21 protein-coding genes are annotated in these 24,358 nt (G+C 51.8%); 6 read left to right on the forward strand and 15 right to left on the reverse strand.

Features of this window, described 5'->3' with window-relative positions:
* Positions 1 to 17: 17 nt before the first annotated feature.
* On the reverse strand, positions 18 to 890 hold the full coding sequence (locus JHL22_RS06170; RefSeq protein ID WP_200235054.1) for an ATP-binding protein: 873 nt from the start codon (positions 888 to 890) through the stop codon (positions 18 to 20).
* Positions 891 to 1,039: 149 nt separating this feature from the next.
* Between JHL22_RS06170 and ispB the strand changes: the two genes are divergently transcribed.
* Positions 1,040 to 2,005: an octaprenyl diphosphate synthase gene (ispB, locus tag JHL22_RS06175; RefSeq protein ID WP_200235056.1), complete on the forward strand. Its 966-nt coding sequence runs from the start codon at positions 1,040 to 1,042 to the stop codon at positions 2,003 to 2,005.
* A 101-nt stretch (positions 2,006 to 2,106) separates the two neighbouring features.
* On the opposite strand, the gene JHL22_RS06180 is transcribed toward ispB, so the two are convergent.
* Both JHL22_RS06180 and JHL22_RS06185 read right to left on the reverse strand, forming a co-directional pair.
* The gene (locus tag JHL22_RS06180) at positions 2,107 to 3,147 is read right to left on the reverse strand and encodes a C45 family autoproteolytic acyltransferase/hydrolase (protein WP_200235058.1); all 1,041 of its coding nucleotides are present in this window, start codon (positions 3,145 to 3,147) and stop codon (positions 2,107 to 2,109) included.
* A gap of 46 nt (positions 3,148 to 3,193) precedes the next feature.
* Entirely contained in the window at positions 3,194 to 3,406 is a 213-nt protein-coding gene (locus JHL22_RS06185) for a hypothetical protein (RefSeq protein ID WP_200235059.1), read from the reverse strand.
* Between the two features lie 16 nt (positions 3,407 to 3,422).
* On the opposite strand from JHL22_RS06185, the gene glnH reads away from it, so the two are divergent.
* From glnH to ilvD, 4 genes are all read left to right on the forward strand, one after another.
* Positions 3,423 to 4,181, forward strand: coding sequence for a glutamine ABC transporter substrate-binding protein GlnH (gene glnH, locus JHL22_RS06190; RefSeq protein WP_200235061.1), 759 nt, complete (start codon positions 3,423 to 3,425; stop codon positions 4,179 to 4,181).
* Between the two features lie 120 nt (positions 4,182 to 4,301).
* The gene (glnP, locus tag JHL22_RS06195) at positions 4,302 to 5,012 is read left to right on the forward strand and encodes a glutamine ABC transporter permease GlnP (RefSeq protein WP_200235063.1); all 711 of its coding nucleotides are present in this window, start codon (positions 4,302 to 4,304) and stop codon (positions 5,010 to 5,012) included.
* Positions 5,009 to 5,737, forward strand: a complete 729-nt coding sequence (glnQ, locus tag JHL22_RS06200; RefSeq protein WP_329610642.1) for a glutamine ABC transporter ATP-binding protein GlnQ — start codon at positions 5,009 to 5,011, stop codon at positions 5,735 to 5,737. Before glnP ends, glnQ begins: the two co-directional genes overlap by 4 nt.
* Positions 5,738 to 5,763: 26 nt before the next feature.
* Positions 5,764 to 7,629 (forward strand): dihydroxy-acid dehydratase, encoded by a 1,866-nt coding sequence (gene ilvD, locus JHL22_RS06205; RefSeq protein ID WP_200235066.1) that lies wholly within the window; start codon positions 5,764 to 5,766, stop codon positions 7,627 to 7,629.
* A 234-nt stretch (positions 7,630 to 7,863) separates the two neighbouring features.
* Here ilvD and ppc read toward each other — a convergent pair whose 3' ends face one another.
* The 4 genes from ppc to JHL22_RS06225 form a co-directional block, all read right to left on the reverse strand.
* On the reverse strand, positions 7,864 to 10,710 hold the full coding sequence (ppc, locus tag JHL22_RS06210; protein WP_200235068.1) for a phosphoenolpyruvate carboxylase: 2,847 nt from the start codon (positions 10,708 to 10,710) through the stop codon (positions 7,864 to 7,866).
* A gap of 209 nt (positions 10,711 to 10,919) precedes the next feature.
* Positions 10,920 to 11,699, reverse strand: coding sequence for an ABC transporter ATP-binding protein (locus tag JHL22_RS06215; protein WP_200235070.1), 780 nt, complete (start codon positions 11,697 to 11,699; stop codon positions 10,920 to 10,922).
* The gene (locus JHL22_RS06220; RefSeq protein WP_200235072.1) at positions 11,699 to 12,502 is read right to left on the reverse strand and encodes an ABC transporter permease; all 804 of its coding nucleotides are present in this window, start codon (positions 12,500 to 12,502) and stop codon (positions 11,699 to 11,701) included. Before JHL22_RS06220 ends, JHL22_RS06215 begins: the two co-directional genes overlap by 1 nt.
* 26 nt (positions 12,503 to 12,528) lie before the next feature.
* Positions 12,529 to 13,491: an ABC transporter substrate-binding protein gene (locus JHL22_RS06225; protein ID WP_200235074.1), complete on the reverse strand. Its 963-nt coding sequence runs from the start codon at positions 13,489 to 13,491 to the stop codon at positions 12,529 to 12,531.
* A 341-nt stretch (positions 13,492 to 13,832) separates the two neighbouring features.
* On the opposite strand from JHL22_RS06225, the gene thiC reads away from it, so the two are divergent.
* Positions 13,833 to 15,746, forward strand: coding sequence for a phosphomethylpyrimidine synthase ThiC (gene thiC, locus JHL22_RS06230; RefSeq protein WP_200235076.1), 1,914 nt, complete (start codon positions 13,833 to 13,835; stop codon positions 15,744 to 15,746).
* 12 nt (positions 15,747 to 15,758) lie between these two features.
* Here the strand turns inward: thiC and cysG are convergent, their stop codons facing one another.
* The 8 genes from cysG to hemL form a co-directional block, all read right to left on the reverse strand.
* Entirely contained in the window at positions 15,759 to 17,132 is a 1,374-nt protein-coding gene (cysG, locus tag JHL22_RS06235; protein ID WP_200235078.1) for a siroheme synthase CysG, read from the reverse strand.
* Positions 17,133 to 17,349: 217 nt separating this feature from the next.
* Positions 17,350 to 18,498: a glutamate 5-kinase gene (gene proB / locus JHL22_RS06240; RefSeq protein ID WP_200235080.1), complete on the reverse strand. Its 1,149-nt coding sequence runs from the start codon at positions 18,496 to 18,498 to the stop codon at positions 17,350 to 17,352.
* Between the two features lie 40 nt (positions 18,499 to 18,538).
* Positions 18,539 to 19,642, reverse strand: coding sequence for a GTPase ObgE (obgE, locus tag JHL22_RS06245; protein WP_200235082.1), 1,104 nt, complete (start codon positions 19,640 to 19,642; stop codon positions 18,539 to 18,541).
* 129 nt (positions 19,643 to 19,771) lie between these two features.
* Positions 19,772 to 20,032: a 50S ribosomal protein L27 gene (gene rpmA / locus JHL22_RS06250; RefSeq protein ID WP_189386155.1), complete on the reverse strand. Its 261-nt coding sequence runs from the start codon at positions 20,030 to 20,032 to the stop codon at positions 19,772 to 19,774.
* Positions 20,033 to 20,065: 33 nt separating this feature from the next.
* Positions 20,066 to 20,377, reverse strand: a complete 312-nt coding sequence (rplU, locus tag JHL22_RS06260; RefSeq protein WP_169293581.1) for a 50S ribosomal protein L21 — start codon at positions 20,375 to 20,377, stop codon at positions 20,066 to 20,068.
* A gap of 143 nt (positions 20,378 to 20,520) precedes the next feature.
* Positions 20,521 to 21,600 carry a DUF1853 family protein gene (locus JHL22_RS06265; RefSeq protein WP_200235084.1) on the reverse strand — a complete coding sequence of 360 codons (1,080 nt, stop codon included), beginning with the start codon at positions 21,598 to 21,600 and terminating at the stop codon, positions 20,521 to 20,523.
* Between the two features lie 6 nt (positions 21,601 to 21,606).
* The gene (gene argJ / locus JHL22_RS06270) at positions 21,607 to 22,833 is read right to left on the reverse strand and encodes a bifunctional glutamate N-acetyltransferase/amino-acid acetyltransferase ArgJ (RefSeq protein WP_200235086.1); all 1,227 of its coding nucleotides are present in this window, start codon (positions 22,831 to 22,833) and stop codon (positions 21,607 to 21,609) included.
* A gap of 246 nt (positions 22,834 to 23,079) precedes the next feature.
* Positions 23,080 to 24,357, reverse strand: coding sequence for a glutamate-1-semialdehyde 2,1-aminomutase (hemL, locus tag JHL22_RS06275; RefSeq protein ID WP_200235088.1), 1,278 nt, complete (start codon positions 24,355 to 24,357; stop codon positions 23,080 to 23,082).
* Position 24,358: the final 1 nt, after the last annotated feature.

A 24,358-nucleotide genomic window follows, 5' to 3' on the forward strand; every position in this document is an offset into this window, starting at 1 on the left:
ATTTTGGCTTAACGGGTTTATTGATTCATGTGACGGGCAGCCCAGTCGCGCGCGAAATGACGGGCCACGCGGCCAGAACGTGAACCGCGTTCAAGGGTCCATTGAAGGGCTTCGGTACGGCTGGCCAATATGTGCTCTTCGGGGCAGCCCAGTTCACGCAGCCAGTGGTACACAATGTCCAGGTAATCGTCTTGTTTGAAAGGGTAGAAGGACAGCCACAGGCCAAAGCGCTCGGATAGCGAGATTTTTTCTTCTACGGTTTCGCCGGGGTGGACTTCGCCATCGCTTTGGTGTTTGGCTTCCAGGTTTTCACTCATGTATTCAGGCATTAAGTGGCGACGGTTTGAGGTGGCGTATACCAGCACGTTGTCACCAGCCGAAGAAATAGAGCCGTCCAGGATGGACTTCAGGGCCTTGTAGCTGGCTTCGCCTTCTTCAAAAGAAAGGTCATCACAGAAAATGATGAAGCGTTCGGGACGGTGGGCAACCAGGTCGACAATATCGGCCAGGTCGCCCAGGTCGGATTTGTCCACTTCAATAAGGCGCAGGCCCCGGCTGGCGTATTTGTCGAGCATGGCCTTGACCAGCGAGCTTTTGCCGGTGCCGCGCGCGCCGGTCATCAGGACGTTGTTGGCGGGTTTTTGCTCAAGAAAGTGTAGGGTGTTGCGTTCGATAATGTTTTTTTGCCGGTCGATATGTTTCAGGTCATCGGGGGTAATGGCCGAGACATGTTTGACGGCATCAAGCCAGGCCGTGTTGCCTTTTTTGCGCCATCGGAGGGCGCTGGCATCCCAATTTGGGGCGGGGGGAGCAGGGGGTAGCCATGCTTCAAGCTGGCCCAGGACGCGTTCGGCGCGTGCGATCAGAGTGGTGAAATCGTGGTTGGTCATTGCAGCAAAATTGTTTGGAAAATCATTAGAAAATATACATTATCACTAAAATAGAGTTTTTCACTATGATATTTGGGGGAGTCGAATATAATTACTGTCTTTGACAGCCTTCTATATTGGTTTTTTTTTCTTAATCTGTTGGATTTACCTTGAACTTAACCGAGATTGTTAGCCCTATTGCCAATGACATGAAAGCGGTCGATGCCGTTATCCGTCAGCGTTTGAACTCTGAAGTCGTCATGATACGTACCGTTGGTGAATATATCATTAATGCAGGTGGCAAGCGTATGCGACCCGCCATGGTGCTCATGGTTGCGAATGCATTGGGATATAAAGGGGCCGACCATCATCTGATGGCAGCTATCATCGAGTTCATTCATACTTCAACCTTATTGCACGACGACGTGGTTGATGAGTCCGACCTGCGGCGCGGTCGCAGTACGGCCAATGCGGTGTTTGGCAATGCGGCCAGCGTGCTGGTGGGCGATTATCTTTATTCCCGCTCATTTGAAATGATGGTAGATCTCGACTCCATGCGCATTATGCAAATCGTGTCCAATGCCACCACCATTATTGCCGAAGGTGAAGTCCTGCAGCTGCTAAATGTACACGACCCCGATGTTTCGGTAGAGCGTTATTTGCAGGTGGTGCGTTATAAAACCGCCAAATTGTTCGAGGCGGCGGCCCAAACCGGTGCGGTTATTGCCGGCGCAACACCCGAGCAGGAGCAGGCGGCTGCCGATTATGGCCGTTATGTGGGCACCGCGTTCCAGCTGATTGATGACGTGCTTGATTATTCTGGCGATGCCGAGGCACTGGGCAAGAACGTGGGTGATGATTTGCGCGAAGGCAAGCCAACCTTGCCCCTGATTCGTGTGATGCAGGTAGGCACTCCCGAACAGCGTGACCTTATTTACAAAGCCATTGAAACCGGAGAGGCCGATTTCACCGAGGTGGCCCGTGCCATCCAGGCTACCGATGCCCTTGAGTACACGCGCAAGGTAGCACAAGAAGAGGCCGAACGTGCCTTGAATGCGTTGGCACCGTTCCCGGAATCTCCTTATAAAGACGCGCTAACTGGCTTTTGTCATTTTTCAATTAACAGAAACAGCTAATCAGTCTCTTTGGCAGGGAAGCATCTCCGGCTAAGGCAAGTTGAATAAAAACCCCAAAAAACTGGAATTTCCCAGCGGTTTGGGGTTTTTTTATTGGGTTTTTAAATGTTGCTGGACACCAGATTGGCATTATGAAAAACATAAAGCGGTGTGGCTGGCCAGGCACCATCGTATACCTGCCATTCTATGCCAGCGTCACTAATTTGCATATCTGCCGTTGCCAGGGTGTTTTCATGGTCTGAATCATTGGCCTGTTTGCGGTAAACCGGAAAGCTTGCATTGCTGGTGTCAGCCAGAATTTCCAATGGGTGCCTTACGTTTTCAGCCAGCATCTGCTGCCCGCGCAGCTGGCGCCAGCCCGAAGAGCCGGTAATAATTTGCGGGTAATTGACAGTTTCAGGGTGAATCGCATGGTTGGCATGAACGCTGTTGGTGCTGATTTTTTTAACCGAACAAATTGAAGAGAAAAACTCGATACTGAGCAGTTCGGGGCTGTCCTGGTGCGCCAGGCTTAAATGAAAACCGCCGGCCCGTGGCTGGTTGCGTAATAATTCAACGGCATGTTCAAGGTCAGGTTGCATCAGAATGGCGCGCGTAAGCACCATGCGAGGAATGCCACTGCCAACATGACGCGCCCGCAGGTTGTTAACCGCCATGGCCAGCCCGGCATCGGTCACGGCAAAGGTATGCCCGGGGATGGAAGCCGGGTAAATAAATGACGTAAAGGCTGGCTGGTTTTCAATCTGCACCCGGGCAATGGCACAATAACCATTGAATTCGGGGTAGCCGTCTTCATTGTGGCAGATGCGCCGGTAAGGCTGTCCGGCTGTTTGCGGGTATTGCACGGTGGTGCAGCCGTCTTTGCTCATGGCCCAGATATCACCACGGCAATTCCATAAAAACACATCGGTTTCATCCAGCCCCAACCCTTTTGCCAGACCCCGGATTTCTTCCCAGATCAGGGGGAAGTGTTGCCGGACCAGGGCCTGCATTTGGGCGGCACGAGGATCATTTTTGAAGGCGGTAATATAGGCCCAGTCTTCAGACTTCAGCAGGAATGCCTTGGCGCCAGCAAGCCCAAATTCACCCAGTTGCTGTCCGGCCTCATAGGCGGTACCCTTGACGTCAATAAAAGGCAGCATGCCTCCCCCTTGTAAAAAATGTGATTGTATTAAACCAAAACGCCTATTATATCCGTACCCAAGTGCCCGTTTTCCTGTCGCTTACCCGCAGTAGCCCGGCAAAAAGGCCGTGCGTCAGGATGGCACTGGAAGCCAAAGCAGTTTTCGGGTTTACCTTAATAGAGGTGTTTTTACTGTTCACGAAAGGACGAATCGGGTTATATTGAATGCGCTTGGGCATACCGTTACCAACGGCTTGCTGGCATGGATATTTACTCAAGAATTCAGGAGACCTTATGCTAAAGAATAAAATGAAAGCCGCTTTACTGGGTGTGGCCATTACCTTTGCAGTACCTGTTGCAACAACCGCTTACGCACAGGAAAAAGAACTGATTGTTGCCACTGATACCGCCTTCGTGCCGTTTGAATTCAAACAGGACGACAAGTACGTGGGTTTCGATATTGATTTATGGGATGCCATTGCCAAAGAGCTTAACCTGAAGTATCGTCTGCAACCCATGGATTTCAACGGTATCATACCGGGTCTGCAAACCAAGAACATCGACGCAGCGCTGGCTGGCATTACGATTAAGGATGAGCGCAAGCAAGTCATCGACTTTTCCGATCCTTATTATGAAAGCGGCCTGGCTATCCTGACTTCCGTTGCAAATGAAAATATTAAAACGGCTGCCGATCTGGCTGGTAAAGAGGTCGCGGTTAAAACCGGTACGGCTACCGTAGACTTCCTGAAAAAAGAAGTGCCCGACGCCAAGCTGAAACTTTTCCCGAATATTGACAATGCCTTCCTTGATCTGGCGACTGGCCGGGTGGATGCGGTGGTGCATGACACCCCTAACGTCCAGTACTATGCCAATACGGCCGGCAAGGGCAAGGTGATGGTGACCGGTGCTTTGCAAAGCGGTGATTTCTACGGTATTGCTTTCCCTAAAGGCAGTGATCTGGTTGAAAAAGTCAACGGTGCCCTGAAAACTCTGAAAGACAGCGGCGAATATGACAAGATCTATGTCAAATGGTTTGGTGAAGAAGTCAAGTAATCAAGCCGGCGCTTAAGGCGTTTATATAGGCATTGCAAAACGGTGATTGTTGTCTTGTGCTGGCAATCACCGTTTTTGTTTTAATGTCTTGCCGTTATTGCAAATAATAAGGAAAAGCTGATGGATTTTGATGTGTCGGTTGTTTGGGATGCTTTGCCCAGTTTATGGAAAGGCACGCTGGTTACCATTCAAATTACTTTTTGGGGCTTGTTTGGCGGTGCCTTGCTGGGCGCGCTGGCGGGGGTTGTCCGCTCTTATGTACCGGCCTGGTTTTCTGGCGAATTAATCAGAAAACGGCCGCTTAGCGGTATTTTGTTGCCGTTGGTTTCCATGATCGCACAGGCTTATATTCTAGTGGTGCGCGGCACACCTATTGTGGTGCAGGTCATGTTCATTTACTTTGCCTTGCCATTAATGGTGGATGTGCGGATTGATGGCATGAGTGCGGCTATTGCGACACTTATCATCAACTCGGGCGCTTATATTGCGGAAATTGTACGGGGTGCCCTGCAGTCGGTTCCCAAAGGCCTGTTCGAGGCCGGGCAGTCCATGGGCTTGCCCTTTCATAAAATCCTGTTGCGCATTATCGGGCCGATTGCCTTCAGGCGCATGATTCCGGCCTTGGGCAACCAGTGTATTATCAGTCTGAAAGATTCTTCCCTGTTTATCGTGATCGGGGTGGCCGAGCTGACCCGGCAGGGCCAGGAAATCATGGCCAGCAACTTCAGGGCGGTTGAAATCTGGGGTGCGGTGGCGATCATTTACCTGATCCTGACAGGACTGATTGCACTGATCCTGAAAACAATGGAACGTAGGATGCGTATTATATGAGTATGGTTACCTTTGAAAATGTGGTCAAAAAATTTGGCAATAATACAATTCTCGATGACATCAGCCTGACCATTGAAAAGGGAGAGGTGGTTGTGGTGGTTGGGCCTTCGGGGTCGGGTAAATCCACTTTCCTGCGGTGCATCAATGCCCTGGAAACCATTCAGGGCGGAGATATCCGGGTAGGCAAGCTAAGCGTGCGCGGCAAACCGGCCGAAGTGCGTGAATTGCGTCGGGAAGCGGGTATGGTGTTTCAGCAGTTCAACCTGTTTCCGCAATTAACCGCGCTGGACAATGTCATGTTTGGCCCCCTTCATGCCCGTGGCACATCTAAAAAACAGGCCCGCAGCCAGGCTATTGCCCTGCTTGAAAAAGTCGGCCTGGCCGAGCGTATGGACCATTTTCCCGGTGAACTGTCTGGCGGCCAGCAGCAGCGGGTGGCCATTGCCCGGGCGTTGGCGGTTAATCCTTTGCTAATGCTGTTTGATGAGCCCACCTCGGCCCTTGACCCCGAATTGCGCCATGAAGTGCTTAAGGTCATGAAGGATCTTGCCGAAGAAGGCATGACCATGATTGTGGTCACCCATGAAATGGACTTTGCCCGCAAGGTGGGAAGCCGCTTAATTTTTATAGATCAGGGTAAAATAGCACATGATGGTCCGCCATCTGAATTATTATCTAATCCTCCAAGTCAGCGTTTGAAAGACTTTTTACAACACGTCGTGTAACGTACCCGTTAGTTTTAGGAATCAGTATGCCTCAGTATCGTTCAAAAACCTCTACCCATGGCCGCAATATGGCCGGTGCCCGTGCCTTGTGGCGTGCCACAGGAATGAAAGAAGGTGATTTTGGCAAACCCATTATTGCCGTGGTTAACTCTTTTACTCAGTTTGTGCCCGGGCATGTGCATCTAAAAGATATGGGGCAGCTGGTGGCGCGTGAAATTGAAGCGGCCGGCGGGGTGGCCAAAGAGTTCAACACCATTGCGGTTGATGACGGTATTGCCATGGGTCACAGCGGCATGCTGTATTCCCTGCCTTCGCGTGAACTGATTGCTGATTCGGTTGAATACATGGTGAATGCGCACTGCGCCGATGCCATGGTGTGTATTTCCAACTGCGATAAAATTACCCCCGGAATGCTCATGGCTGCCATGCGCCTGAATATCCCGGTTGTGTTTGTATCTGGGGGCCCAATGGAAGCCGGTAAAGTGACGGCGCCAGGCACGGGCCAGATCATTGCCAAAATTGACCTTATTGATGCCATGATCAAGGCAGGAGACCCTACGGTTTCCGATGCCGAATCCCTGGAAACCGAACGCAGTGCCTGCCCTACTTGCGGATCATGCTCGGGCATGTTTACCGCCAACTCCATGAACTGCCTGACCGAAGTCCTGGGCCTGTCCCTGCCGGGCAATGGCTCCCTGGTGGCTACTCATGCCAAACGCAAGTCCCTGTTCCTGCGTGCGGGCCGTCTGGTTGTTGATCTTTGCAAACGTTATTACGAGCAGGATGATGCTTCTGTCCTGCCACGCAATATTGCTACCAAAACGTCTTATGAAAATGCCATGACCCTTGATGTGTCCATGGGCGGATCTACCAATACCGTGCTGCACTTGCTGGCCGCCGCCCAAGAGGCCGGGGTTGATTTCACCATGTCCGACATTGACCGCATTTCCCGTCATGTGCCATGTCTTAGCAAGGTAGCACCGGCCACCAATAAATACCACATGGAAGATGTGCACCGTGCCGGTGGCATTATGGCCATTCTGGGTGAGTTATCCCGTGCCGGCCTGCTTAACCTTGAAGCGGGCAACGTCCATAGCGGTACCTTGGGCAAGGCGATTGAGCAGTGGGATATCAGTGGTGGCAATGCCAGTGATGAAGTGAAAGAATTTTACAAGGCATCACCGGGTGGTGTGCCAACCCAGGTGGCTTTCAGCCAGGAACGTCAGTACCCCAGCCTGGATCTTGACCGGGCCAATGGCTGTATTCGCAGTAAAGAACATGCCTATTCGCAAGATGGTGGCCTGGCGGTGCTGTATGGCAATCTTGCCATTAACGGCTGTATCGTTAAAACTGCCGGTGTTGATGAAAGCATCCTGACGTTTACGGGCAAAGCGGTTATTTACGAGAGCCAGGAAGAGGCAACTGCCGGTATTCTGGGTGATGACGTCAAAGAAGGCGATGTGGTCATTATTCGTTATGAAGGCCCCAAAGGCGGTCCCGGCATGCAAGAAATGCTGTATCCAACCTCTTACCTGAAATCCAAAGGTCTGGGTGCCAAAGCGGCTTTGTTAACCGATGGCCGTTTCTCAGGTGGTTCTTCGGGCCTGGTTATTGGTCATGCTTCTCCTGAAGCCGCTGAAGGCGGTAATATCGGTCTGGTCCAGCAAGGAGATCGTATCGAGATTGATATTCCAAACCGTACCATTCACCTGGCCATTTCCGATGAAGAGCTGGCGCATCGCCGCGCGACGATGGAAGCCAAGGGTGACCGTGCATGGCAACCTGAAAACCGTGAACGTTATGTTTCACAGGCCCTGCAGGCGTATGCCGCCATGGCCACCTCGGCCGACCGTGGTGCCGTGCGTGATGTCAGTCAGTTAAAGCGCCGTTAATTTTTTAACGGTAACTGGATGGGGGCGCTGTTGTGCCCGTGTCCGGTGGCAAGGCGTTCCCAACGCAGGCGTGAACGAGCCCCTGAAACCGGGTTTTCCGGTTCAGGGGTTCGTTTTTTTCAGGGTAGGGAACCACCCCGTCAGGCTTTGCCTGCCACCCCTCCGCAGAGGGGAATTTTCTTGCTTCGTGGGAACAGGGGTGTTTTTGTCTGGTGGGAACCTCCAGCCAAGTGGCTAGCCTGAGTTTCGCAGGCCGGTGGCAATCCCGTTAATGGTCAGGTGGATGGTGCGCTGGCTGCGGGCGCTGGCAAACTTGCTGACCTTTACTTTGCTTTTTTCATACTCGCGTTGCCGGCGGATGACTTCAACCTGCAAGTAATTAAGCGGGTCAATATAGGCAAAGCGTTCTTGCAGGGCAGCAACCAGTTCCGGGTTATCGGCCAACAGCTTGCGGCCGGTTATTTTCTTGAGCATGGCCAGAGTTTTGGTATGTTCGGTTTCAATCATGCCGAAGATTTTTTCCCGGGTTGATGTTTGCGTGACCAGTGAACTGTATTGCTTGCCGATGTTCAAGTCTGATTTTGCCAGTACCATTTCCATATTGGACAGCATGGTACGGAAGAAGGGCCAGTTTTGGTCCATTTCCTGCAATTGCTTCAGGCGGTCTTCGGCCGTTTCGGATTTGCCAGGTATCCCTTCATTCAGGTAGGTTTCTATCGCGGTGCCCACGCCATACCAGCCAGGAATCATCAGGCGGCATTGCGCCCATGAAAAACTCCAGGGAATGGCGCGCAGGTCGTCAATACGCTGGCCGCTTTTGCGTGAAGCCGGGCGCGAGCCAATATTCAGGCCGGCAATTTCATGAATGGGAGTGGCGGCAAAGTAATATTCATTGAATTCTTTGGTGCCGTATACCAGCTGGCGGTAAGAGGCTTGGGCAATGGCAGACATATGGTCCAGCGCATGAGCGAATTTTTCCATGTGCTTGTCCTGGGAGCCGGTAATGGCCGTGACACTGGCCTCCAGGGTGGCACAAACCAGCAGTTCAAGATGCCAGCCACCAATATCGGCATTCTTGTATTTGCTTTGAATTACTTCACCCTGTTCGGTCAGGCGGATTTGCCCCGCAACGGTGCCGGGAGCCTGTGCCAGAATGGCATCAAAGCTGGAGCCACCACCACGGCCAACCGAACCGCCACGGCCATGGAACAGGCGCAGGCGGATATCGTGTTTTTCAAAAACCTGAACCAGTTCGAGCTCGGTTTTGTACAAGGCCCAGTTGGACGTCAGGTAACCCCCGTCCTTGTTGCTGTCAGAGTAGCCCAGCATGACTTCCTGGATACCGTTCTGGGTGTACCGGATGCGGCTTTTGACGGCAGGCAGGCCAAGCCAGCGATCCATGATGTCGGCACCGGCCTGAAGGTCGGGGATGGTTTCAAACAGGGGCACCACAATCAGGCCGTCATCGGCTGATAGGGGTAGCAATTTACCGTTTTCATCGCGCTCTTGGGTGATCAGGCCGGTTTCCTGTTGCAATACCAGGACTTCCAGCATATCGCTAAGCGTTTCAGTGTGGGAAACAATATATTGTTGAATGGTTTGCTTGCCATAGCGCTTGCAGACAAGGGCGGCGGCATGCAAGATGCCCAGTTCCTTGGTGGTTTCTTCGCTGTAACCTTGCCAGGGAGAGACCAGCGGACGGCTTTGATTGAGTTCATCCAGCAGCAAGTCTACTTTTTCTTCTTCGCTTAGGCTGGCGTAATTAACCGGTTTGCCCTTGAAGGTAATGGCAGCGCGGCGGTACAGTTCGGTCAGGATTCTTTCATGAACATCCGAGCTTTGGCGCAGGTCAAGGGTAGCCAGATGAAAACCGAAAACGTGAACGGCCTGAAAAAGCTTGTCCAGATGCAAGGTAACCACCGTGCTTGCCTGGTTTTGTTTCAGGGAGTCGATAATGATTTCAAGGTCACTGGCAAAGGCGGCAGGGTTGGTGTAAGGCTCTGCCACATGGGTGCTGCGGATGGCAATGCTTTGGTCGGTTAGCTGTTGTGCCGTGGCGGCCAGGCGGGCATAAATATAAATAAGTGCCCGGCGATAGGGTTCATCTTGCCGGTGTTTGGACTGGTCGGGGCTCAGGTCTGAAAGTGCTTGCAGGGCTTCGGTGACTTGGGTTAGCGAGGTGCTAAGCGACAGCTCGGAGCCCAGCAAGTGCACTTCGTTCAGGTAGTACTCAAAAATAGTGGTGGACTGGCGCAGGACGGCATGTTTAAGGGTGTCGGCATTGACAAACGGGTTGCCATCACGGTCTCCGCCAATCCAGGAACCCATTTTCAGGAAGGCGGGCAGGGATGGAGTGTTGGTTTGCGCGTTTTCCGGCAGGGTGTTCAGATAGTGATTCAGGCGGGTGTACAGCTTGGGAATGGCGGGCAGGAACGTATTGGTGAAATAGGCGATGGCATTTTCAATTTCATCATCAACCATGAGCTTGTTAAAACGCAGCATGCGGGTCAGCCACAACGTTTTGATATGGCCCGCCAGCTCGATTTCCAGTTCGGCCTGTTCGTATTCGGTAAGCGGGTTGTCGTAAAGAGCCAGGCAACGCGCAATCTCACGGTGCAGGTCTAATGTGCTTTTGCGCTGGACCTCGGTGGGGTGGGCGGTTAATACCGGAACAATACTGGCCTGTGTGAAGAATTCCTGAATGGTATCCAGTGACACGCCCTGTTCTTTCAGTTTCAGCAGCGTATGTTTGAAGCTGCCGCGCAGTTCGTTATTGTTTTCCAGCAGGATGCGGCGGTGACGCTTGTTTTGGTCACGGTCTTCGGCCAGGTTGGCTAAATGCAGGAAATAACTGAATGCCCGTGACAGGGTGTTGGCCTGGTCATCAGACAGCGAAGTGATTTTATCCTGTAGTACTTCGCTATCATTGATATTGCCTTCCCTGCGAAAGCTGACGGCAGAACGGCGGACGGTTTCAATAACATCGAAAATGGGCTTGCCTTCGGACTCATAGATGCTTTGGCCAAGGATTTTTCCCAGCAAACGGATGTCCTGCTGTTGTTCACTCTTTGTCTTTTTCACACTTTGTCTCTACGTTTTAATTGGTTACAGGAAAAACCATTGTAGATGGAAAAATGCAAAAAAGTAATTAGAAAAAATGAAAGGGAGGCTTTGCCTTGATTAAGGGGCTATGACAAATATTGCCCCAGGTTTTGGCGGGCGAGCTGGCAAGGCTTTGTTATGCAGAGATAGCGTTAGTGTAAGACCTTGCCAGGAAAGAATGGTCGTTTTTAATGCTGTTCCGCCGCAATCGCCTCGGCCCTGATCTCTTCCGTCAGGCGTGCTTTCAGTTTCATGAATTCAGGCGTTGTTTTAATTGTGTAGTGGCGCGGGTGCGGCAGGTCTACGTTTACTTCGGTTTTGATGCGTCCGGGGCGGGCGCTGAAAACGGCTACCCGGTTAGCCATGAAAATGGACTCATCAATATCATGGGTCACAAACAGGACGGTTTTTTGGGCTGATTCCCAGATGCCCAGCAAAAGTTCCTGCATGAGCAGGCGAGTCTGGTTGTCCAGGGCACCAAACGGCTCGTCCAGCAGCAAGATTTTGGGGTCATTGGCCAGCGCACGGGCAATGGCCGTGCGTTGCTGCATGCCGCCAGAAAGCTGCTTCGGGAAATGCTGCTCAAAGCCTTTTAAGCCGACGCGGTTAATGAAGTAGCCACTGCGTTCTTTTTGTTCGGCGGCAGACATGCCTTTTTCACGCAGGCCAAAGCAGATGTTTTGTTCTACCGTGAGCCACGGAAACAGGGTATAGCTTTGAAACACCATGCCACGGTCGGCACCGGGGCCGGTAATGCGTTGGCCATCCAGCAGGACCTGGCCGGTGGTGGGCTGATCAAGCCCGGCAATAATGCGCAGCATGGTGGATTTGCCACAGCCCGAAGGGCCCAGGATGGTGACAAAGTCATTTTCATTGACGCTGAAATTGATTGGGGTCAGGGCTTGGGTTTGCGTGCCTTTTTTACCCGGAAAGACACGGCTGACGTTTTGAATTTCCAGCTGGCTCATTACAGGTTACTCCAGGCAAATAAACGGCGGTTGGCAGCTTTGAAGGCAAAATCGGAAATCAGGCCGATAATGCCGATGGTGATAATGCCAAAAATAATCTGGCCGGTATTTAACAGGGATTGGCTATTGGTAATCATGTGACCAATGCCGGAAGAAGCACCAATTAATTCCGCCACAATGACATAGGTCCAGGCCCAGCCCAGTACCAAACGCAGGATTTCAGCCACTTCAGGGGCTGAGCCGGGCAAAATGACACGACGCACAATGCCCTTGTTGCGGGCGCCCAACGTATAGGCCGCTTCTACCAGGTCTTTACGGGAATTACCCACAATCACGGAAACCATCAAGATAATTTGAAATACGGAACCGATAAAAATCACCAGGATTTTCTGGGTTTCATCAACCCCTGCCCAAAGGATTAGCAAGGGAATAAACGCCGATGCCGGCAAATAGCGGCAGAAAGAAACAAACGGCTCCATAATCGCTTCGATCATCTTGAAGGCGCCCATGGCAATGCCCAGCGGGACGGCAATAAGACAGGCCAGTATGAAACCAACCAGCACACGCATAACCGTCATGCCAATATCATGAATGAAATTGTATTCCGTGAAAAGTAGATACCCTTCTTCAAGCATTGCTAGCGGGCTGGCCAGGAATGTGGGAGAAACAAACCCGCCAAAAGTAAAAATGGCCCAGCCTGCAATGAAGGCAATGAAAAAAAGCAAGCCGAAGATCCATTTAAAGCGCGGATGAATGGGCTGCAACGGTCTGAATTCAAAGATTTTGTGTTGTGTCGGTTTCATTACTGCGTTATTTAAGACGGCATTATTTAATTAACATAAGTCGCATCAAACAGGGCGTTCAGGTCTGCTGGCGCCTTGCGGATAACTTTAGTGTCAATCAGGATATCAGTGGCTTCTTCCATGAAAGGAATAATTTCCTTGTCGAAGTAGGCACGGCTGTCTTCCTTGGTTTTCCAGGTCAGGAAGGAAGCGGATTTTTCAAACTGTTCTGCAGACTGTTTTACTTGGGCACCCATAATGGTATAGGCTTCCTTGGGATCATTTTTAATCATCTCAAGGGCATCGGAGTAGGCGGCAACCAGGGCATGGCCTGCTTTGGGATTGTCTTTGAGCCAGGTGGGTTTGCAGCCAACAAAGTCGATAATCGCTGGGTATTCAACGGTTGTTGCCAGGATCTTGCCGCCTGTTGAATTTTCACGCACGGTGGAAAGATAGGGTTCGTAGCTCATGGCCACATCAACCTGGCCGGCATTAAACGCTTGGGCAGCTGCCTGTGGTGACAGGGTGCTGGTTTTGATTTCGGACATTTTGATGCCGTTTTTGTGCATCATGTAAGACAGCAGGAAGTAAGGTGAAGCACCGGCTGTTTCCACCGCAATGGTTTTACCTTTCAGCTCCTTGATGTCATTGACGTCATTACGCACGGCGATGCCATCGGCGCCATGGGAGGCGTCCAGCATGAATATTTGGGTCACCGGTACATTATTGGCATTCCATGCAATGAAGCTGTCGATGGTGGTGGCCACGCATTGTAAAGAGCCAGAGGCGTAGGCCAGCAGACGGTCTTTAACAGGCAGGAACTTGATGTCAACATCCAGACCGTGTTTTTTGAAAAAGCCGGCTTTTTGTGCCAGGGTTAGTGGTGCAAATCCGGTCCAGCCAGACATGCCGATGGTCAGTTTTGTGAGGTCCTGGGCAGAGGCAGTGGCGGATGCGGCGGCAAAACACAGGCTAAGCCCGCTAAACAATGCTTTTTTCATTAAAGACATGATCTTTCCTTGAAGTAACTGTAGGTGCGTTTTCAGGCGGTTACATAAATATAAAAGGCAAGCCAAGATTTTAAGACAAATTCGTGTATGTACGATTGATTCCAAGGGTATTCGGTTAATTAGTTTTGAAAATCCATTATTTTTTGTTGTCAGATAATAATCTGGACAGATGACAGCCACCTACGTATAATTTTCGGTTCAAGCAGGGGTACTAAGCATTAGCTTGGTTGAGAGAGACCCTTTGTACCAGTACGGATAATGCCGAGGCTGGGAGTTCAACATTCGAATTTGTCGAAAGTCATTCCCTATTCGGCTCCAATTTTTTTACTTTGGAGCTATACATGAGCGCTAAACCCACCTTTACAGCAGCAACGGCCCACGTTGACAATGCTGCCATCCAGTCATTGCCACGTTCACGCAAAATTTATCAGCAGGGTTCGCGCCCTGATATTCGCGTGCCTTTTCGGGAAGTTTCGCAAGACGACACCCCCACCATGTTTGGCGGTGAAAAGAATCCACCGTTAACCATTTACGATACCAGCGGGCCTTATACTGATCCGGCTGTGAAGATTGATATTCGCAAGGGCTTGCCGGCATTGCGCAAAGCCTGGATTGAAAAGCGTAACGATACCGAAGTGTTAGCTGGCCCCAGCAGCGAATACGGGCAACAGCGCTTGCAAGACCCGCAGCTGGCTGCCATGCGTTTTGAGTTGCAGCGTCCGCCACGGCGGGCCAAGGCGGGCCAAAATGTGTCGCAAATGCACTATGCACGCAAAGGGATTGTGACGCCTGAAATGGAATTCGTGTCTATTCGCGAGAACATGCGGGTAGAACAGTACCTGGACAGCCTGCGTCAAAGCGGCCCCGATGGTGTAAAACTGGCTGCACGTATTAGCCGTCAGCATCCTGGGCAATCATTCGGGGCATCTATTCCCCAACGTATCACGCCAGAATTCGTACGCGATGAAATTGCCCGTGGCCGTGCCATTATTCCGGCCAACATCAACCATCCTGAAATTGAACCCATGGCGATTGGTCGTAATTTTCTGGTCAAGATTAATGCCAATATCGGCAACTCGGCGTTGGGATCTGGCATTCATGAAGAAGTTGAGAAAATGACCTGGGCGATCCGCTGGGGCGGTGATACCGTGATGGATTTGTCGACGGGCAAGAATATTCATGAAACCCGTGAGTGGATCATCCGCAACTCGCCCGTGCCAATTGGTACCGTGCCCATTTACCAGGCACTGGAAAAAGTGGATGGCAAGGCCGAAGAACTGACCTGGGAAATTTTCCGTGACACGTTAATTGAACAGGCCGAGCAGGGCGTTGATTACTTCACGATTCATGCCGGTGTCCGTTTACCCTTTATTCCCATGACTGCCAATCGCATGACGGGTATTGTGTCGCGGGGCGGTTCCATTATGGCCAAATGGTGCCTGGCGCATCATAAGGAAAGTTTCCTGTACGAGCATTTTGAAGATATTTGCGACATCATGAAAGCCTACGATGTGAGCTTCTCGCTGGGCGACGGCCTGCGTCCGGGCTCGGGTTACGATGCCAACGACGAGGCCCAGTTTGCCGAACTGAAAACCCTGGGAGAACTAACGCAAGTGGCCTGGAAGCATGATGTGCAGGTCATGATTGAAGGCCCTGGCCATGTGCCCATGCACCTGATTCGTGAAAACATGGACATGCAGCTGGAACATTGCCACGAAGCGCCGTTTTATACGCTTGGCCCGCTCACCACCGATATTGCGCCTGGCTACGACCACATCACTTCAGGCATTGGTGCAGCCTTAATTGGCTGGTATGGCACTGCCATGCTGTGTTATGTGACACCCAAAGAGCATTTGGGCCTGCCTAACAAGAAAGATGTGAAAGACGGCATTATTACCTACAAAATTGCCGCCCATGCCGCCGACCTGGCCAAAGGCCATCCCGGTTCTGCCATTCGTGACAATGCCCTGTCCAAGGCACGTTTTGAATTCCGTTGGGACGACCAGTTCAACCTGGGCCTTGATCCGGATACGGCCAAGGATTTCCATGACGAAACCCTGCCCAAAGACTCGATGAAAGTGGCGCACTTCTGTTCCATGTGCGGTCCGCATTTTTGCAGCATGAAAATCACCCAGGATGTACGCGAGTATGCCGATAAATTGGGGGTTAGCGACAAGGATGCCCTGCAAAAAGGCATGCAGGAAAAATCCATCGAGTTCGTGAAAAAAGGCGCCGAGATTTATCACCAGGCGTGAGTGGGGGAACGCCTATTCACCAAACCATTTTAAATTTGAATGAAGCCCAGCCGTCTCGCCCACCACAATAAGGGCAGGGGCCTGCGCCTGTTTGGCCAGATCAGGTAATTGTGCCAGTGTGCCGGTCTGAACCTGCTGGTTCTTGCGGGTACCATGGCTGATAATGGCAATGGGTGTATTTTCTTGGCGGCCATGGGCAATCAGCTGGTGTGAAATTTCCTCGGCCTTGATGGTACCCATGTAAATCACCAGCGTTTGTTTACCACGGGCCAGGGTTTTCCATTCCAGCTCATCGCCATCGGGGCGGCAATGGCCGGTAATGAACATGGCCGTTTGGGCGTGGTCGCGGTGCGTAAGCGGGATGCCGGCATAGGCAGTTGCGCCCAGTGCGGCGGTAATGCCCGGAATCACCCGATACGGGATTTTTTCCTCTCGCAACGCTTCCAGCTCTTCGGCCCCACGGCCAAATACAAACGGATCTCCCCCTTTTAAGCGCACCACGCGCAAGCCCTGTTTGGCATATTTTATCAAGCGCTGGTTGGTTTCTTCCTGTGCGACTGAATGCGCGCCTGCCCGTTTGCCTACCGATTCCCGAATGGCATCACGGCGCACCAGTTCCAGGATTTCATCACTGATCAGGGCATCATGCAGCACGATATCGGCCTGTTGAATAGCTTGCAGGGCTTTTAAAGTAAGCAGTTCCGGATCACCGGGACCGGCGCCTACCAGGGTGACATCACCGGGCTGGCTGATGTGGCCATTCAGCTGTTGTTCCAGTTCCTCTTCGGCCTGTTGGGTTTGTCCGTTTTCCACCAGGGTGTTGAAACGGCTGGCAAACAGGTTCTCCCAGAAGCGGCGCCGTTCAGTAATGCTGGCCAGGCGGGTTTTGACCTGCTTGCGCCATTTGCCGGCCAGGCTGGCGACTTCACCCAGATGGTGGGGAATCAGGGCTTCCAGTTTTTCGCGCAGCAGCCGGATCAGGACCGGAGAGGTACCCTGGCTTGAAATGGCAATTTGAATGGGTGCACGGTCAATGACCGAGGGCAGGATGAATGAGCATAGTTCCTGGGTATCCACAATATTCACCAGTTTCTGGCGTTGCTCGGCTTCGCTGGCAATCTGGCGATTCAGTTCCGTATTGTCGGTGGCGCCAATAACCAGAAAAACGTCATTTAACTGCCCGGGCTGAAAGGTGTCTGCAATATGACTGACACGGCCTTCCTGAACCCATTGGGCAACTTCATCACACAGCGCTTGGGCAGCCATGCGCACCAGGGCACCGGCCTTGAGCAGGGAAGCGATCTTGCGTGCGGCAACATGGCCGCCACCTACAACCAGTACAGGACGGCCGTTCAGGTTGGTGAAAATGGGGTAATAGGAAGACATCAGGAAACCAGGTAATAAAAAACAATGATGGAACCTGATGTATGCTATAGGAAGTCTTTAATAAATAAAAATAACTATTTCGTCAATGTTTAAAACTAATGGTTATATGGGGTCTACTGGTTACCACGCGGGGAGCGTGGGAACCAGAAGCCGGTATTGGATTTTTATGATGGGCTTGCCTGGTTTGAAGACTGTGGGGCAGGCTTTGAGGTTTGCCTCAGGTTTTGGCAAACTTGCGTAATATCACCATATTATTGCGGTGCATTAGTTCACCGGCGGTCATTGAGCCCAGGATGGTTTCAATGTTATGGGTGGGCTGGCGCATGATGCGACGGGTGTCTGACGAAGAGTAGTTAATCAGGCCGCGTGCATATTCCACATTGTTTTCATCCATGCAGGCCACCACATCACCCCGTTCGAAATGGCCGTTGACGTGAATAACGCCTACGGGCAACAGGCTTTTTCCTTGCTGGGTAAGGGCTTTCAGGGCGCCTTCATCAAGGGTGATCTGGCCGCGTAGCCGTAAATGATTGGCCAGCCATTGTTTGCGCGCCGAACGTACCGCTACGGTGGCACGCAACTCGCTGCCAATCGATTCGCCCTGGCTTAAGCGTTCAAGCACATTGGGTTCACGGCCCGAGGCAATAATGGTATGCGCACCGCTACTGGCTGCACGTTTGGCCGCAAGCACCTTGGTGGCCATGCCGCCGGTGCCAATATTGGAGCCGGCGCCACCGGCCATTTCCTCAAGAGCCGGATCGCCTGCCGTGGCCACCGAGATGAGTTTGGCCTGCGGGTTTTTGCGTGGGTCACTGTCATACAAGCCGCTTTGATCGGTCAGGATAACCAGTGCATCGGCTTCTATTAAATTGGTTACCAGAGCCCCCAGGGTATCGTTATCGCCCAGGCGGATTTCATCGGTAACCACGGTGTCATTTTCGTTAACGATGGGAATTACCCCCAGGTCGAGCAGGGTAAACAGGGTGGAACGGGCGTTCAGATAGCGGTGGCGGTCGGCCAGGTCTTCGTGGGTTAGAAGGATTTGGGCTGCACAAATATTGTGTTCATGGAACGCGGCTTCATAGGCCTGGATTAAGCCCATTTGCCCGATGGCCGCGGCGGCCTGCAGTTCGTTCATGGCTTTGGGACGGGTTTGCCACTTCAGGCGTGCCATCCCTTCGGCCACCGAACCGCTGGATACCAGAACAACTTGCTTGTTTTGTTTCCTGAGCGAGGCAATTTGCGCCGCCCACTGCCGGATGGCGGTGTTATCCAGGCCCTTGCCATTATTGGTAACAAGGGAAGAGCCAACTTTAATAACAATACGTTGGGCTGAATGAACGGCAGATTTTGACGCGATGCTCATGGTGTGTTAATTGGGCAGATACGAAAAAATAAATGATTAATTAAAGGTTGGAACGGGAATCATCAAAGCGCGGATCTTCAGGGGTATAGTTTTCCTGTTGTTTATCCTGCTCAATATATTCTTCGGTCTTGACCTGGTCCAGGTAGTCTTGCAGGGCCCAAATAAGATCTTGCGTGCCTTCACCGTTAAGGGCTGAAATGGCAAATGCCGGGCCTTCCCATTCGAATTCCTGGCAGAAACGTTGTTTGATTTCTTCCGGGTTGTCTAGCATGTCCAGTTTATTAAGCACCAGCCAGCGGGGTTTATTGTAGAGCTCTGTATCGTACAGGCGCAGTTCCTCTACAATGGCCCTGGCATCAGCCACTGCTTTATCAACAGGATCAATGTCGGGGTCAAGACTGGAAACATCAACCAGATGCAGCAGAACCCGGGTGCGGGTAAGGTGGCGCAGGAACAAGTGGCCCAGGCCAGCACCTTCAGAGGCACCTTCAATTAAACCGGGAATGTCAGCCACCACAAAACTGCGAGAAGCCGAGGTACGCACCACACCCAGGTTGGGGTGCAGAGTGGTAAAGGGATAATCGGCAATTTTGGGTTTGGCGTTGGAGATTTTGGTAATAAGGGTGGATTTGCCCGCATTGGGCATGCCCAGCAAGCCTACATCAGCCAATACCTTTAGTTCAAGACGCAACTTGCGTTGCTCGCCTTCGGTGCCATAGGTAAACTGGCGGGGGGCACGATTGACACTGGATTTGAAATGCAGGTTGCCCATGCCGCCCTGACCACCGGCCGCCAGGGTGATTTGTTCACCGTGACGATCCAGGTCGAACAACTGTTCGCCGGTTTCATGGTCGTATACAACGGTACCTACTGGAACCCGCAAGGTAATATCGGGGGCAGCTGCACCGTACTGGGCTGAGCCACGACCGTTTTCACCGTTTTTGGCACGGTGCAGGCGAGCATAGCGAAAATCGATCAGGGTATTGATATTGCGGTCGGCGATGGCATAAATGCTGCCGCCACGACCTCCGTCTCCGCCATCGGGACCACCCTTGGGGATAAATTTTTCACGCCGGAAGCTGGCTGCGCCATTGCCGCCTTTGCCTGCGATCACTTCGATGGTGGCTTCGTCTACGAATTTCATGGTTCGCTTTTTACTTGTAAATAGTTATTCTAATTCCAAATTGCAAGATCTGCATTTCAGAAAGGGATAAAAATAAAAATGCCGCTCACTTAAGACAGTGAACGGCATTGATTGCTTTTGAAATTGCGCTTATTCAGCCGCAATAACAGAAACGGTTTGCTTGTTGAGCGCGCCTTTTACAGAGAACTGTACGCTGCCATCAACCAATGCAAATAAAGTGTGGTCTTTACCAATACCCACGTTTGTTCCGGGGTGGAAACGAGTGCCACGCTGACGAACAATGATGGATCCTGCTGGAATTTCCTGACCACCGTACGCTTTAACACCCAGACGTTTGGATTCTGAGTCGCGGCCGTTGCGGGTTGAGCCGCCGCCTTTCTTTTGTGCCATGATTAGCTCCTGCTGTATTAAGGTAAGTCGAAATTAAGCTGTGATAGCTTCGATAACGATTTGTGTGTAATTTTGGCGATGGCCTTGGTGACGCTGGTAGTGCTTGCGACGGCGCATTTTGAAAATTTTCACTTTATCGTGACGACCCTGTGCAAGAACCTTTGCTTTCACCACAGCACCAGCGACTAAAGGAGTACCAACCTTGATTGATTCACCTTCGCCCACTGATAAAACCTGGTCTAGCGAGATTTCTTGCCCAATGTCTGCTGGTATCTGTTCTATCTTAAGTTTTTGACCTTCGGCAACACGATACTGTTTGCCGCCGGTTTTTATGACCGCGTACATATGGTTTAACCTCAAAAATAATTAAATTTCATAGCAAATAATTTATGCTAAGCCCTGCATTTTAGCTTGATTTGTTTTGAAAAGTCAAATAAATCAATTGCTTGATGAAATGAAAGCGAATGAAGAGGGGGTTGTTGTGGTTTTCAGACACGTGCCCAAGTGTCACCCGTCACAAAACCGCGATGGATTTCCCGGTAAAGCCCGGGATGGCCGGGGTATTCCTGAAGGGCGGCAAGCAGCAGCGGTTCGGCGCAGGGGCTGGATGCGTCGGTGGCATTAGCGTTATTGGCAACAAGGAAGTGTTGCGCTAGCAGGTGTTGTAACTGTGATGCATCAAGAAGTTGGTCTGCGGGGCCCCAGGCTTCGGATAACCAGCGCAATCTGGGAAGGACAATCCAGCGTATGGAATCGGGCTGACAGGCCAGGCGGGACATGAAATGTGGCAGGCGTAGCCACCAGCCTTTATTGTGGGCGGGGTTAAGCAAGTCCAGAGTGGTTTTTGAGGGATAAAGGTAACTGTCCCAAGCCTGGTTTTGCAAGGGGTAAAACAGCCAGCCTTTCAGGTAGACCCCTTTTTCATCGGCTGGCCTGCCCAGTTTGCCAATAATTTGTTCATGAGAAGAAAGCGGCAACTGGTGGCCGAGCAGGCGTTGTGCTTTTTTGTATAGCGTGTCCTGCAATTGGGTGCCTACATAACGGTGTAGTTCGTTATTGGCATGCGGGGGCTTTGGCAGATTTGGGGCTTCTGTCTGGGGAAGGTACAGGTAAAGCTTGACGGCCAGTTCCCAATGATGAATTTTGCCGGTTTGGCTGTCCTGCCAGAGGTAATCCACTTCGCCCAATGTTTTACGGCCTTTTTCAGGCGCTACCGGTTCCAGGTGAATGGGGTGATGGTGCAGCAACAGCTTAATGCTTGGACAGTGGTCCAGCCCCAGCTTTAACAGGTGTTCGGCATAAAGACCCAGGCGCCTGAAATGGGTTTCTGAATGGGCGGTTAGTGCCTGTGGGTGCTGCTGTTCCTGACTCATCCATTGTATGATTTGTTGCAGGCAATGGTCGGGAAAGCGGGCGGGCGGGTATGAAGAAGAAAAGCCCGGTGCCAGCAAGGGTTGAGTATGCAGTAACCAGTACAGATCGCGCCAGGCCTGGCAGGGCAAGGTTTGCCGCCCGGCAGAAAAAAACCGGTTAACGACAGGCGTTACCGGTTTTTGTTGGATTGTCATGACAACTTATGAGCGGTAGTCTGCGTTAATACTAACGTAATCATGAGAGAAGTCGCAGGTGTAAACCGTTTCGGTAACGTTACCGCGGCCCAAAGAAATACGAGCCAGAATTTCAGCTTCGGTCATGATACGCTTTCCATCTTCTTCCTGATAGGCCAAAGAGCGGCCACCGTTTTCGGCGACCAGGACATCGCCTAGCCACAGGCGGATTTTGCTAACATCAAGGTCTTCGATGCCTGCGTAACCCACAGCGGCCAGAATGCGGCCCAGATTTGGGTCGGACGCATAAAAAGCGGTTTTTACCAGTGGCGAATGGGCAATCGCGTAAGCAACTTTAAGCGCCTCTTCAGAATCGCCAGCGTCTTCAATGCGAATGGTAATGAATTTGGTCGCCCCTTCGGCATCACGCACAATTTTTTGTGCCAGCTCGCGTGCCATGGCAGTAAGCTCGTTCTTGATGGTTTCATAGTGGGGGCAGCTGGTGCTGTCTACCTGAATGCCGCTTTGGCCGGTGGCAATCACCATGAAAGAGTCATTGGTAGAGGTATCACCATCAACCGTGATGCGGTTGAAAGAGTGATTGGCAATCTCAAGTGTTAGTGTTTTTAGCAGTTGGGGCTCGATGTCGGCATCGGTGGCCAGAAAACCCAGCATGGTTGCCATATTGGGGCGGATCATGCCGGCCCCTTTGCTGATACCGGTAAAGGTAACGGTTCTGCCATCAATCTGGATTTGCTTAGAGCAGATTTTTGGCTGGGTATCGGTGGTCATGATGCCATAAGCGGCTTTCATCCATTCATTTTTACCCAATGCATTAATGGCTTGTGGCAAGGCCGCAATAATTTTGTCGCAAGGCAGGGGCTCAAGGATGACACCGGTGGAAAAAGGCAGAATTTGCTCTTCAAGAACACCCAGTTCTTTTGCCAGGGCATGGCAAGTGGCATACGCACGGTCAAGACCATCGGCACCGGTGCCTGCGTTGGCATTGCCGGTATTAATAAGCAGGGCACGGATATCGTGACCGGCTTGCAAGCGCGATTCGCAAATTTGCACAGGGGCCGCACGAAACCGGTTTCTGGTAAATACGCCAGCCACCGCCGTGCCTGGTGTGAATTTGAAAACGGTAAGATCTTTACGGTTTTCTTTTTTGATGCCTGCTTCGGTTACACCGATTTCTACGCCTGCGACAGGAAAAATATCTGTTTCACTGGGAATATGAAGGTTGACAGCCATTTTGCTTATCTGCCCCTGGGGTTATGGAATACCCTTAATAATAACCGCTAATATCCGCAGATGCTGTAAAAAATGGTAGGGCTGAAAAAAATGTGGTGAGTGGCAGCTTCAATCACAACGGCTCCCAAGCAAGTGCCAGAATAATAAAAACGCAAAGCAATAAAAATGACCGCATAAAATCATGCGGTCATTTTGGTGTGCAGGATAAGATTCCCGAACAGGGGATTATTGCTATTCAACCTTCAATCAAATAGCGGCAAAAGCCTTTTCAGCCGCATCCAGCGTTTGGGCAATAATGGCATCATCGTGTTTGGCCGAGACAAAACCCGCTTCAAAAGCAGACGGAGCCAGATGAACGCCCTGATCCAGCATGGCATGGAAAAACACTTTGAAGGCTTCTGTATTGGAGTCGGACACTTCAGCAAAGCTGGTGGGAATGCTGTCGCGGAAATACAGGCCGAACATGCCACCTACCGAGTCGGCGCAGAAAGTCACACCGGCTGCTTTGGCTCGCTCGCTTAAGCCATCAACCAGTTTTTTGGTTTGTGCGGCAAGGTGCTCATAGAAACCGGGGCGTCCCAGAATGTCCAGCGTGGTCAGGCCGGCGGCAACGGAAACCGGGTTGCCGGAAAGCGTGCCTGCCTGGTAAACCGCACCTAATGGGGCAATGTGTTGCATAACGTCGGCACGACCACCGAAAGCACCTACTGGCATGCCACCGCCAATCACTTTGGCCAGGGTCGTCAGGTCGGGCGTTACGCCGCTTAGGCCTTGTACGCCTTGTGGCCCGGCACGAAAACCGGTCATCACTTCATCAAAAATCAGCAGGGCACCGTATTGTGTGCACAACTCACGCAGGCCTTGCAGAAAACCGGGAGCCGGTTTGATCAGGTTCATGTTGCCGGCAATGGGTTCTACAATAATGCAGGCAATGTCATCGCCGTATTCTTTGAAGGCGTTGCTAACGGCATCAAGGTCGTTAAAGTCAAGCACGATGGTGTGTTTTACGAACTCGGGCGGTACGCCAGCCGAGGTGGGGTTGCCAAACGTAAGCAGGCCTGAACCGGCTTTAACCAGCAGGCTGTCGGCATGGCCATGGTAGCAGCCTTCAAATTTGATGATTTTGGTGCGACCGGTGGCACCACGGGCCAGGCGAATGGCGCTCATGGTGGCTTCGGTACCCGAACTTACCAGGCGGACTTGTTCGATGGAAGGCAGGCGCTTGATAATGGCTTCGGCCAGCAGGGTTTCACCTTCGGTGGGCGCGCCAAAAGACAGGCCGTTGACGGCGGCATCTTGTACGGCTTTGACGACTTCGGGGTGGGCATGGCCAACAATGGCCGGGCCCCATGAACCCAGGTAATCAATATATTGCTTGCCATCGGCATCCCAGATATGGGCATCGCGTGCCTTGCTAATGAAGCGGGGTGTGCCACCGACCGAGCGGAAAGCACGGACGGGAGAGTTAACACCACCGGGGATGGATTTGGCGGCGCGGGTAAAGAGTTCTTCGTTACGTGACATG

The organism is Advenella mandrilli (genome assembly GCF_016595155.1).
Lineage (GTDB): Bacteria > Pseudomonadota > Gammaproteobacteria > Burkholderiales > Burkholderiaceae_B > Advenella > Advenella mandrilli.